Below are 11,519 nucleotides of genomic sequence, written 5' to 3'. Positions count from 1 at the left end.
CGGTGATCAACACTCATGACGAGTTCGACGTTGTCGTGATCGGCGGAGGCCCTGGCGGCTCGGGTACGGCGGGACTGCTGGCCCAGCGCGGGCACCGGGTTCTGGTGCTGGAGCGCGAGAAGTTCCCGCGCTACCACATCGGTGAGTCGCTGATCACGGGATCCATGCCCACGCTGGAGGAGCTGGGACTGAAGGACAGGCTCGACCAGATGGGGTTCGTCAAGAAGTACGGCGGCACCCTGCTGTGGGGCAAGAACCAGGGCACCTGGGACTTCCGCTTCGCCGAGGCGTCCAACTACGAGCACGCCTACCAGGTGCGCCGGGCCGACTTCGACTCCCTCCTGCTGGCCAGGGCCAGGGAGCTGGGCGCGACGGTGTTCGAGGAGGCCACGGTCAAGGACCTGGTGTTCGAGGGCGAGCGCGTCACCGGCGTGACGTACACGGTGAAGGGCGACGCCGAGCAGCGCACCGCCCGCTGCCGCCTGCTGATCGACGCCACCGGGCAGCAGCACCTGCTGGCCCGCCGCTTCGACCTCATCGAGTACCACGACGACCTGCGCAACATCGCGGTCTGGTCGTACTGGCAGGGCTGCAAGCGTTACGGCGGCACGCGCTTCGGCGACACCGTCACCGAGAACCGCCCCGCGGGCTGGTTCTGGTTCATCCCCCTGCACGACGGCACGGTGAGCGTCGGCTACGTCACCCCCATCGAGGAGTACAAGAAGTCCGGCAAGAGCCTGGAGGACCTGTACGCCTCCGAGCTGGCCGCCGCCGAGGAGGTCAGGGCCCTGACCGAGGGCGCCACCCGGGTCAGCGGCTTCCGCAGCATCCGCGACTGGTCCTACACCTGCACCAGCTTCCACGGCCCCGGCTGGGCCCTGGTCGGCGACGCGGCGGCCTTCATCGACCCGCTGCTGTCCACGGGCGTCGGCCTGGCGCTGCGCGGCGCCCACGGGCTGGCCGGCGCGGTGGACGAGATCCTCGACGACCCGGCCTCGGAGGAGGCCGTCCTGGCGCGCTACGAGAAGGACTACCGCGAGTTCCTGGACTCCCTGCTGGACTTCGTGCGCTTCTTCTACGACCGCACCAAGCACAAGGAGGAGTACTGGGACAGGGCGCAGAAGACCCTCGACCCCAGCAAGCTCCGCCCCCGCAAGATCGACTTCGCCACGATGCTCTCGGGCGTCTCCGGCATCCACGCCATCTTCCACGACGACTGAGGACTTCGCTGATGTCGCCTACAACTGTGCACGGACACGTCGCCGAGCAGGCCAGGCGGACGCCCGACGCGGTCGCGGTGTCGGCGGGCCCGGTGCGGCTGACCTACCGGGAGCTCGACGAGCGGGCCAACCGCCTCGCCCACCGCCTGCGCGGGCTCGGCGCCGGCCCCGAGACGCCGGTCGCGGTGCTGATGGAGCGCTCGGCCGGGCTGGTCGTCACGCTCCTCGCGATCCTCAAGACGGGCGGCTGCTACCTGCCCGTCCACAGCGCCTACCCGGCCGACCGCCGGCAGTGGATCGTCGACTCCTCCGGGACGCCCGTCCTGGTCGCCGACCGGGCCAAGGCCGCCGAGGGCCTGCCGACGGCCCCGGCGGTCCTGATCGCCGACGACGACCCCGCCACCTCCGCAGAGCCGGCCACAGAGCCCGAGGCCGCCACCGGCCCGGACGACCTGGCCTACGTCATCTACACCTCGGGCTCGACCGGCCACCCCAAGGGCGTGGCGGTCACCCACTGGGACGTGCTCGGCCTGGCCCTCGACCCCTGCTGGGACACCGGCGCCCACGAACGCGTCCTGATGGTCGCGCCGTACGCGTTCAACGTCTCGACGTACGAGCTGTGGGTGCCGCTGCTGCACGGCGGCACGATCGTGGTGGCGCCGCCCGGCGAGCCGGACCTCGACACCCTGCGCCGGCTGATCCGCGAGGAGGAGATCACCGGCCTGCACCTGACCGCCGGGCTGTTCCGGGTCGTGGCCGAGGAGGGGGCCGACGCCCTCGCCGGGGTCCGCGAGGTGCTCACCGGCGGCGACGTGATCGTCCCCGCCGCCGTCCGCCAGGTGCTGGCCGCCTGCCCCGGCACGACCGTGCGGGCCATGTACGGCGCCACCGAGGTGACCCTGTTCTCCACCCACGCGCCCCTGACCGCCGGGACCGAGCTGGGCACCAGCGTGCCGGTCGGCGGCCCGATGCGGGACGTGCGGCTCTACGTGCTCGACGACCGCCTCAGCCCGGTCCCCGGCGACCTGGAGGGCGAGCTGTACATCGCGGGCAGGGGAGTGGCGCGGGGCTACTTCGGGCGTCCCGACCTGACCGCCGAGCGGTTCGTCGCCGACCCGTTCGGCGGGCCCGGCGAGCACATGTACCGCACCGGCGACCTGGTCCGGCGCAACGACGACGGCCAGATCGAGTTCATCGGGCGGGCCGGCGACCAGGTCAAGATCCTGGGCTTCCGGGTGGAACTGGCCGAGGTGGAGGCCGTACTGGCCGCCTATCCGGGGCTGGCGCACGTCGCCGTCGTGGCCGGGCAGTCGCGGCAGGGCGACAAGCGCCTGGTCGCCTACGTCGTGCCCGCCGCCGACGCCCCCGACCCGGCCGCGCTGCGCGCCCACGTCAAGACGTCGCTGCCGGACTACATGGTGCCCACGGCGTTCGTCGTGCTGGACGCGCTGCCCCTGACCGCCAACGGCAAGGTGGACCGCGCCGCCCTGCCCGACCCCGACACCGAGCCCGGCTCGGCCTACCGCGCGCCGCAGAACCCCCGCCAGGAGATTCTCTGCACGGTGTTCGCCGAGGTGTTCGGCGTCGAGCGGGTCGGCGTGGACGACAGCATCTTCGACCTGGACGTCCAGTCGCTGCTGGCCATGCGGCTGGTCAGCCGCATCCGCGCGGCGCTGGGCGTGAACCTGTCCATCGGCGACCTGTTCGACGCGGCGACCGTGGCCGGCCTGGACGAATGGCTAGAGGCCGGCGCGCGCACCCAGTGAGAGGGACGAGATGAGCAACCCATTCGACGACCGGGACGCGGCCTTCCGCGTGCTGGTGAACCAGGAGGGCCGGCACAGCCTGTGGCCCGCCTTCGCCGACGTGCCCGCGGGCTGGGAGGTCGCCTTCGGCCCCGCCGTCCGCGACGCCTGCACCGAGTACGTCACCACCCATTGGACGGACCTGCGCCCGCGCGGCCTCGCCGTCCGGACGGACGCCGGATAGCCCATGACCGACACGACGATCTTCGACGACCTGCGCCTGGACCACATCGGCTTCTACGTCGGCGACCTGGAGGCCGAGACCGCCCGGCTCAGCGACACCCTGGGCCTGACGGCGTACGCCGCGGCCGAGGACGGCCGGGCCCGCTCGGCCGCAGTGGGCGCGAACCGGATCAGCTTCGTGCTCACCCAGCCGCTCACCGCCGACCATCCCGGCGCCGGATACCTCGACCGGCACGGCGACGGCGTGTGCGACGTCGCGCTGGGCGTGCCCGACGCCGCGGCCGCCTACCACGAGGCGGTGCGGCGCGGCGCCCGTCCCGTCTCGGCCCCCGCCGGGCGCGACGGCCTGGTCACGGCCGCCATTCACGGCTTCGGCGACGTGGTGCACACGTTCGTGCAACGGCCGGCCGGGGCCGGCGAACATGCTCTGCCGGCCGGGGCCGGCGAACGTGTTCTGCCGGGCCTCCGGAGCACCGCGCCGCGCACGTCCGGCGCCGGCCTCGGGCTGCTGGCGGTGGACCACCTGGCCGTGTGCGTCCCGGCCGGGGAGCTCGACGCGACCGTCGAGTGGTACCGGCGGGTGCTCGGCTTCGAGTTCACCTTCGCCGAGCGCATCGCCGTCGGCTCGCAGGCCATGACCACCAAGGTCGTCCGCAGCCACGGCGGCGAGGTGACGTTCACGCTGATCGAGCCGGACGTGACCAGGACGCCCGGCCACATCGACGAGTTCCTGCGCGACCACGGCGGCGCGGGCGTGCAGCACCTGGCACTGGCCGCCGACGACATCGTGGCCGCCGTGCAGGCCACCGCGGATCGCGGGGTGGAGTTCCTGACCGCCCCCGACGCCTACTACACCCTGCTCGCCGAACGGGTCCGGCCGGTGAAGTACCGGCTGGAGGACCTGGCCCGGCTCGACATCCTCGTCGACGAGGACCACGACGGGCAGCTCTACCAGATCTTCGCCCGCTCGACCCACCCCCGCGACACCTTCTTCTTCGAACTCATCGAACGACTGGGCGCCCGCTCCTTCGGCAGCGGCAACATCAGCGCCCTCTACCGGGCCGTGGAGCTCCAGCGCAGCGGCCAACGCGATGCCCGCACGGAGGCGGCAGCATGACCATTTCCCCGCCGGCGATCCGGTACCCCCTGTCCTACACCCAGCACTTCCTTCGCCTGTTCGACCAGGGCGACGCCCAGGGGCCCTTCAGCGCCCGCTACAACATCGTCGTCGGCTGGCGCGTGCGCGGCCGCATCGACCTCGACACCCTCCGGCTCGCCATGGAGGACGTGGCCGACCGGCACGACGCCCTGAACATGACGATCACCCGGGGGGAGGGGGAGGCGTACCAGGTGCGGCAGCCGTCCGCGCCCGCCCGGCTGCTCGTGGTCGACCTGCCGGCCGCCGGCCCCGAGGAGCGCGCGCTGCGGGCCGAGGAGCTGCTGACCGAGGTCGAGGCCGGCTCCTACAGCCTCCAGGAGCTGCCGCACCTGCGCGCCATCCTCGGCCGCTTCGACGACGAGGACGCGGTGCTCGCGCTGATCGTGCACCACACCGCGGGCGACGGCTGGTCGATGCAGCTCCTCATCCGCGACCTCGTCACCCGCTACGCCGAGCGCCGCGGCCACACCGTGCCGCCGCTGCCGGAGCCCCGGCCGTACCACGAGTACGCCGGACGGCAGCAGGAGCAGGCCGGCAGCGCCGAGACCCAGGCCGCCCGCGACTTCTGGGGCGAGCGGCTGCGCGGCGCGCGCATGCTGGCCGTCCCCACCGACCACGCCCGGTCGGCCGGGCTGGCCAAGGTCTGCCCGGTCCACCGCTTCTCCCTGCCCAAGGACGTCTCCACGCGGGTGATCGGCTACGCCAGGACGATGCGCAGCTCGCCGTTCATGGTGCTGCTGGCCGCGTACAACGTGCTGCTCAGCCGGATCACCGGGGCCACCGACCTGGTCGTCCCGGTGATCAGCTCCGGACGCGGGCAGCCGGAGTTCCAGGAGACCGTCGGGCCGTTCTTCAACTTCCTGCCGCTGCGCACCGGCCTCGACGGCTGCACCACCTTCCGGCAGGTCGTCGAGCGCTCCCGCAGGACCTGCATGGACTCCTACGCCAACGAGATCCCGTTCCTGCAGATCGTCGCCGAGGCGCCGGAGCTGATGGCCGACGCCGCGCTGGAGAGCAAGGCGCTGTGCGCCCTGCAGGTCTGGCAGTTCGCCACCGGCATGGACGGCGAGCGCATCGGCGACCTGGAGATCGCCGAGGTGCGCGAGCGTCTGCTGGACCAGCCCAACGGCACCGACATCCCCGACGGCGCGCTGCTCACCTTCGACATCGCCCCTTCCGGCGAGATCTTCGGCAACTTCGCCTACAACAGCAACCTGTTCCTGGAGAGCACGATCGCGACGATGGTGGCCGACTTCGGCGAGATCCTGCGCGCCGGCCTGGCCGCCCCCGACTCCCCCCTGGAGTGACCGCCATGCGCGTGATGTTCACCGTCTTCCCCGCGACGGCGCACTTCCTGCCGATCGTGCCCTACGCCTGGGCGTTGCAGGCGGCCGGGCACCAGGTGGTGGTGGCGGCCCCGCCGGGCGTCGACACCGGGGTCTCGGTGCCCGACTTCCACCGGTCGGTGAACGCGGCCGGGCTGACCGCGGTCTCCTGCGGCGCGCCCGAGCCGCTGTCCGTGCACGACCGCGGCTACCCCGGGTTCGCCGAGCTGATCCCCACGATCGAGGAGTCGGAGCGCCTGGTCGCCGCGCTCGGCATCACCGAGGCCGAACGTCCGCCCTGGGATGTCTTCTACCACTTCGCGCTGCTCACCATGCGCAACTACCATCCGCCGGCGCCCCGCCAGGACGTCCAGGCCGTCGTGGAGTTCGCCCGGCAGTGGCAGCCCGACCTCGTCCTGTGGGACCCGTGGTTCCCGTGCGGCGCGGTGGCGGCCCGTGCCTGCGGCGCGGCCCACGCCCGTACGCTGCTGGCCCCCGACTACACCGCCTGGGCCGTGGAGAAGTTCGCCGGCAGCGGCGAGGAGAACCCCATGACCGGGGTGATCGGCCCGCTGGCCGACCGGTACTGCGTCACGGTCGACGACAACCTGCTGCTCGGCGACTGGACGGTGGACCCGTTCCCGGCCGGGATGAGCCTGCCCACCGGCGTGCGCCGCCTGCCCGTCCGGTACGTCCCCTACACCGGGGCGAGCGTCGTGCCCGAGTGGCTGCGGCGACCGCCGGAGCGGCCGCGGGTGGCGATCTCGCTGGGCGTGTCGATGCGCACGTTCTTCAAGGGCGACTGGGGCCGCACCGCCAAGCTGATGGAGGCCGTGGACGGCCTGGACGCCGAGGTCGTCGCCACCCTGGACGCCAACCAGCTCCTCGACCTGGACCGCCCCCTCCCGCCCAACGTGCGCGTGTTCGACTACGTGCCGCTCGACCAGCTCCTGCCGACCTGCTCGGCGATCATCCACCACGGCTCGATCGGCACGTTCGCGGCCGCCTCGGCCATGAACGTCCCGCAGATCGTCTGCGACACCGACGAGCACAACCGCCTCGTCGGCACCCCCGTCGAGGACGGCATCGACTGGCGGCTCCAGTGCCAGAAGCAGCTCACCTCGACCCGCACCTCCCGGTACGTCACCACGCGCGGCGCCGGCGTGCGGATCAACCACCAGACGCAGTCCGCGGCCGACATCCGCGACGAGCTGCTGCGCGTGCTGAAGGACCCCTCGTTCACCAAGGGCGCGGCCTCCATTCACGAGGAGTGGCTGGCCACGCCGAGCCCGACCGACATCGTCGCGGAGCTGGAGCGGCTGACCGCCGCCGCCCGGTAGCCGTCGACCCCTCAGACAGGAGGCGGACAGTTGCGGATCCTGGTCACCGGCGGCGCCGGTTTCATCGGCTCGGAGTTCGTCAGAGCCACGTTGCGCGACTCGCCGGGCACGCGGGTCACCGTCCTGGACAAGCTCACCTACTCCGGCAACCTGGAGAACCTCGACCCGGTGGCCGGCCACCCGGGGCTGCGCTTCGTGCAGGGCGACACCGCCGACCCGCTCGTGGCCGACGAGGTGGTGGCCGGGCAGGACGCGATCGTGCACTTCGCCGCCGAGACGCACGTCGACCGTTCGATCGTCAGCGCCACCGGCTTCGTGCGCTCCAACGTGCTGGGCACCCAGACCCTGCTGGAGGCGGCCCTGCGGCACGGCGTCGGCCGCTTCGTGCACGTCTCCACCGACGAGGTGTACGGCTCCATCGCCGAGGGCTCGTGGACCGAGGACACGCCGCTCGCGCCGAACGTGCCGTACGCGGCGTCCAAGGCCGGCTCGGACCTGCTCGCGCTGGCCTTCCACCGCACGCTCGGCCTGGACGTCGTGATCACCCGCTGCACCAACAACTACGGCCACTACCAGTTCCCCGAGAAGGTCATCCCGCTGTTCGTCACCAACCTGCTCGAAGGCCGCCGGGTCCCCCTGTACGGCGACGGCGGCAACCGGCGCGACTGGCTGCACGTCTCCGACCACTGCCGGGCCATCCGCATGGTCCTCGACCGCGGCCGGGCCGGCGAGGTCTACCACATCGGCGGCGGCAGCGAGCTGAGCAACCTGGAGCTGACCGCCCGCCTGCTGGAGGCGTGCGGGGCGGGCTGGGACCTGGTCGAGCACGTCCCCGACCGGCCGGGGCACGACCTGCGTTACTCCCTCGACATCACCAAGATCGAGCGGGAGCTGGGCTACGCGCCGTCGGTCGACTTCGAGACCGGGCTGGCCGCGACCGTCGCGTGGTACCGGGACAACCGGTCCTGGTGGGAACCGCTCAAGCACCGCGAGCTCGCCGTGGCCGCCCACTGAAGATCATGAGGAGAAGCCATGCAGGACATTGTCCGACGTCTTGACACGTGCCGGGTCTGCGGGCGCGACGACTGGCTGGAGGTCACCTCCTTCGGGTCGGTGCCCCTGGCCAACGGCTTCCTCGACCCCGCCGACCTGCCGGTCGAGGAGCCCGCCTACCCCGTGGACGTGATCGTGTGCCGCAACTGCCGGCTGATGGCCATCCGGCACGTGATCCGGCCCGACGTGCTGTTCCGCCACTATGTCTACGTCACCTCCGAGTCCGACCAGATGACCGGCCACATGCGGCGCATCGTCGGCTGGTGCACCCGCCGGGCCGGGCTCGCGCCGGGCGAGCTGGTCGTCGAGCTGGGCAGCAACGTCGGCCTGCAGCTCGCGCTCTTCCAGGAGCAGGGGCAGCGCGTCGTCGGCGTCGACCCGGCCGAGAACCTGGCCGAGATCGCCAACGCCCGCGGCGTGCGCACGCTGCCCGAGTTCTTCGGCGCCGACCAGGGCCGCCGCATCCACGCCGAGCAGGGCGAGGCCAAGTTGGTGCTCGGCCGCCAGTGCTTCGCCCACATCGACGACGTGCACAACGTCCTGGACGGCGCCACCGCCGTGCTGGCCCCCGACGGGCTGGTCGCGATCGAGGTCCCGTACCTGCTGGACCTGCTGGAGGAGAACCAGTTCGACACGATCTACCACGAGCACCTGTCGTACTACTCGGTCACCACGCTCGGCCACCTGTTCCGGCGGCACGGCCTGCGCATCGTGGACGTCGAGCGGGCGGCCGTGCACGGGGGCTCGATCGTCGTCTTCGCCGCCAGGGAGGAGTCGGCCCACCCCGCCCGGCCGTCGGTGAACCGGCTGCTGTCGCTGGAGCGGCAGAGCGGCCTCGACACCGACGACGCCTATCTGGAGTTCGGCGCCCGCGCCCACCAGGTCATCCAGGAGATCGGCGACCTCGTGCGCGACCTGGCCGGCCGCGGCCTGACCGTCGCCGGGTACGGCGCGCCGTCCAAGGGCACCACCCTGCTGCAGTTCTGCCGGCTCGGCCCCGCCGAGGTGCGCTTCTGCAGCGACACCACCAGCCTCAAGCACGGCAGGCTGCTGCCCGGCACCCGCATCCCGTGCCGCTCGCCCGAGCAGGCCCGCGACCAGCAGCCCGACTACTACCTGCTGCTCGCCTGGAACTACGCCGACGAGATCATCGGCAAGGAGCGGGACTTCCTGAGCCGCGGCGGCAAGTTCATCATCCCCATCCCCCACCCGAGGGTCGTGACGGCCGAGCCCGTCCCGGCGGTGGCCTGAAGGAGATCTGCATGGAATACGGATCCGACCACGCCGAGTACTACGACCGCGTCTTCCGCAGCCGTGGCAAGAGCTTCGAGGGCGAGGCCCGGGAGCTGGCCGACATCGTCCAGAGCCGGTCGCCGCAGGCGTCCTCGCTGCTGGACGTGGCCTGCGGCACCGGCGCCCACCTGGAGACGTTCGTCAAGATCTTCGACCACGTCGAAGGCGTCGAGCTGTCGCCGGACATGCGCGAGGTGGCCGCCCGGCGGCTGCCCGGCGTGCCGCTGCGCGCCGGCGACATGCGCGACTTCGACCTCGGACGCACCTTCGACGCCGTCACCTGCATGGGCAACGCCGTCGGCGAGCTGGGCTCCTTCGAGGAGCTGGTGGAGGCCGTCGGCCGCATGGCGGCCCACCTGGCGCCCGGCGGCGTCCTGGTCGTCGAGCCCTGGTACTTCCCGGAGAACTTCCTCGACGGGCACGTCGGCGGCCACACGCTGGTGGAGGAGGGGCTCGTCATCTCCCGCATGACGCACTCGCGCCGGGAGGGCGGCAAGAGCCGGCTGGAGGTGCGGTTCAGGGTCGCCGACGCCTCGGGGTTCAAGGAGTTCGCCGAGGTCCTCTACTCCAGCCTGTTCACCTGCGACCAGTACCTGGAGGCGTTCGCCAAGGCGGGCTGCCGGGCCGAGTTCCGGCCCGCGTTCAAGCTGGCCGACGGCCGGCCCAACAGCCCCGGGCTGTTCGTCGGCGTGCGCGAGGAGGCTGGCGATGGCCTCTCGTGAGCCGCTCGTCGTCGGCCGGCCGAACGCGGGGGAGCGGGCGCGCCTGCTGGAACGGCTCGGCGGTGTGCTCGACCGGCTCTGGCTGACCAACAACGGGCCGCTGGTGCGCGAGTTCGAGGCGCGACTGGCCGACCTGACCGGCGCCCGGCACGCCGTGGCCACCTGCAACGCCACCACCGGCATCCAGATCGCGGCCAGGGCCGCCGGGCTGCGGCCGGGCGACGAGGTGATCGTCCCGTCCTTCACGTGGGTGGCCACCGCCCACGCGCTGGAGTGGATCGGCATCGTCCCGGTCTTCTGCGACTCCGACGAGATCACCGGCAACGCCGACCCCGACCACGTCGAACGCCTGATCGGCCCGAGGACCCGCGGCATCCTGGGCGTGCACGTCTTCGGCTACCCGTGCGACGTCGACGCGCTGACCCGCCTGGCCCGCGAGCACGGGCTCGTCCTGATGTTCGACGCGGCGCACGCGCTCGGCTGCACCTACCGGGGCAGACCCATCGGCACGTCCGGGGACGCGGAGATCTTCAGCTTCCACGCCACCAAGTTCGTCAACAGCGTCGAGGGCGGCGCGATCGTCACCGACGACGACGAGCTGGCCGCGCGGGTCAGGGAGCTGCGCAACCAGGGCATCGACGCCTCCGGGCACATCTCCGGGGCCGGCACGGTGGCCCGGATGAGCGAGTTCCACGCGGCCATGGGGCTGACCTCGCTGGAGGCCATCGACACCATCGTCGAGGCCAACCGGCGCAACCAGCGGGTCTACGAGGAACTGCTCGCCGGGCTGCCGGGCGTCGTGGTGCGCGGCCAGGCGCCCGGCGAGCGGGCCAACTTCCAGTACCTGGTCATCGAGGTGGACGAGGCCGTCGCCGGCGTCTCCCGGGACGTGGTGCTGGAGGCGCTGCTCGTGGAGAACGTGCACGCGCGCCGGTACTTCTCGCCCATCTGCCACCAGGTGGAACCGTACCGGTCGGACCCGGCCCGGCACTTCCCGCTGCCGCTGCCCCGCGCCGAGGGCCTGGCCGCCCGCGTCCTGTCCCTGCCGACGGGGCCCACGGTGGACGCGGACCACATCGCCGGCATCTGCCGCGTCGTCCGGGAAACCGTCCACGCGGCCGACCGCCGTCTCGTCGCCTGATCCCACCACGAAGCGGGGCGCCTCCGGGTACGGAGGCGCCCCGTCCCGTGTCGGCACCGCGCTGGAGAGTGATCTGCATCACACGGCGTCCGGTCGTCGTCCTTGATCAGCGCCGATGGCGCCGGAGCCGTACCTCCGGAATGGGCAGCCTCGATTTCCCGATTGATCATCTTCCATAAACGCATCGGCTCGGTCTAAATAGGCGTTGGTCGTTATTTACTTTCGCCTTATTTGCCTCCAGGGCCTGCCACGAGCGTGCCCTTCCCTCAGCTTGGAGT

The 11,519-nt window shown here is 72.0% G+C and carries 10 protein-coding genes; all 10 read left to right on the top strand.

The genetic code is table 11. From position 1 onward, the window contains the following. The first annotated feature begins 2 nt into the window (after nucleotides 1–2). From ACIA8R_RS19315 to ACIA8R_RS19270, 10 genes are read left to right on the top strand one after another with little or no spacing between them, the layout of a single operon-like run. Entirely contained in the window at nucleotides 3–1,220 is a 1,218-nt protein-coding gene (locus ACIA8R_RS19315; RefSeq protein ID WP_364087827.1) for an NAD(P)/FAD-dependent oxidoreductase, read from the top strand. An 11-nt stretch (nucleotides 1,221–1,231) separates the two neighbouring features. Further along, complete coding sequence (locus ACIA8R_RS19310) at nucleotides 1,232–2,986, top strand: amino acid adenylation domain-containing protein (protein ID WP_397039530.1); 1,755 nt, start codon at nucleotides 1,232–1,234, stop codon at nucleotides 2,984–2,986. A 10-nt stretch (nucleotides 2,987–2,996) separates the two neighbouring features. Beyond that, a complete protein-coding gene (locus ACIA8R_RS19305) occupies nucleotides 2,997–3,209 on the top strand; it encodes an MbtH family protein (protein WP_364087823.1) in 213 nt (70 codons plus the stop codon). Between the two features lie 3 nt (nucleotides 3,210–3,212). After that, nucleotides 3,213–4,325, top strand: a complete 1,113-nt coding sequence (gene hppD / locus ACIA8R_RS19300; protein WP_397039528.1) for a 4-hydroxyphenylpyruvate dioxygenase — start codon at nucleotides 3,213–3,215, stop codon at nucleotides 4,323–4,325. Continuing rightward, nucleotides 4,322–5,674, top strand: coding sequence for a condensation domain-containing protein (locus ACIA8R_RS19295; protein ID WP_397039526.1), 1,353 nt, complete (start codon nucleotides 4,322–4,324; stop codon nucleotides 5,672–5,674). The genes hppD and ACIA8R_RS19295 overlap by 4 nt, the downstream gene beginning before the upstream one ends. Nucleotides 5,675–5,679: 5 nt before the next feature. Then, the gene (locus ACIA8R_RS19290; RefSeq protein ID WP_357696878.1) at nucleotides 5,680–7,032 is read left to right on the top strand and encodes a nucleotide disphospho-sugar-binding domain-containing protein; all 1,353 of its coding nucleotides are present in this window, start codon (nucleotides 5,680–5,682) and stop codon (nucleotides 7,030–7,032) included. A gap of 30 nt (nucleotides 7,033–7,062) precedes the next feature. Next, the gene (gene rfbB / locus ACIA8R_RS19285) at nucleotides 7,063–8,046 is read left to right on the top strand and encodes a dTDP-glucose 4,6-dehydratase (RefSeq protein ID WP_357696880.1); all 984 of its coding nucleotides are present in this window, start codon (nucleotides 7,063–7,065) and stop codon (nucleotides 8,044–8,046) included. 18 nt (nucleotides 8,047–8,064) lie between these two features. After that, the gene (locus ACIA8R_RS19280) at nucleotides 8,065–9,336 is read left to right on the top strand and encodes a class I SAM-dependent methyltransferase (RefSeq protein WP_364087814.1); all 1,272 of its coding nucleotides are present in this window, start codon (nucleotides 8,065–8,067) and stop codon (nucleotides 9,334–9,336) included. 11 nt (nucleotides 9,337–9,347) lie between these two features. Then, nucleotides 9,348–10,100, top strand: coding sequence for a class I SAM-dependent methyltransferase (locus ACIA8R_RS19275; RefSeq protein WP_397039524.1), 753 nt, complete (start codon nucleotides 9,348–9,350; stop codon nucleotides 10,098–10,100). After that, complete coding sequence (locus tag ACIA8R_RS19270; RefSeq protein WP_364087810.1) at nucleotides 10,087–11,241, top strand: aminotransferase class I/II-fold pyridoxal phosphate-dependent enzyme; 1,155 nt, start codon at nucleotides 10,087–10,089, stop codon at nucleotides 11,239–11,241. Before ACIA8R_RS19275 ends, ACIA8R_RS19270 begins: the two co-directional genes overlap by 14 nt. The last annotated feature ends 278 nt before the right edge of the window (nucleotides 11,242–11,519 follow it).

The sequence above is a fragment of the Nonomuraea sp. NPDC051191 genome (assembly GCF_044455665.1).
Classification (GTDB): Bacteria; Actinomycetota; Actinomycetes; order Streptosporangiales; family Streptosporangiaceae; genus Nonomuraea.
The sequence above is the reverse complement of the archived record's forward strand: the minus strand, read 5'-3'. Positions and strand labels throughout refer to the sequence as shown.

What these genes read in the sequence shown, in the direction of transcription:
- ACIA8R_RS19280 (WP_364087814.1), top strand. Translation starts at nt 8,065, where the DNA reads ATGCAGGACATTGTCCGACGTCTTGACACGTGCCGGGTCTGCGGGCGC.
- hppD (WP_397039528.1), top strand. Translation starts at nt 3,213, where the DNA reads ATGACCGACACGACGATCTTCGACGACCTGCGCCTGGACCACATCGGC.
- ACIA8R_RS19270 (WP_364087810.1), top strand. Translation starts at nt 10,087, where the DNA reads ATGGCCTCTCGTGAGCCGCTCGTCGTCGGCCGGCCGAACGCGGGGGAG.
- ACIA8R_RS19290 (WP_357696878.1), top strand. Translation starts at nt 5,680, where the DNA reads ATGCGCGTGATGTTCACCGTCTTCCCCGCGACGGCGCACTTCCTGCCG.
- ACIA8R_RS19275 (WP_397039524.1), top strand. Translation starts at nt 9,348, where the DNA reads ATGGAATACGGATCCGACCACGCCGAGTACTACGACCGCGTCTTCCGC.
- ACIA8R_RS19310 (WP_397039530.1), top strand. Translation starts at nt 1,232, where the DNA reads ATGTCGCCTACAACTGTGCACGGACACGTCGCCGAGCAGGCCAGGCGG.
- ACIA8R_RS19295 (WP_397039526.1), top strand. Translation starts at nt 4,322, where the DNA reads ATGACCATTTCCCCGCCGGCGATCCGGTACCCCCTGTCCTACACCCAG.
- ACIA8R_RS19305 (WP_364087823.1), top strand. Translation starts at nt 2,997, where the DNA reads ATGAGCAACCCATTCGACGACCGGGACGCGGCCTTCCGCGTGCTGGTG.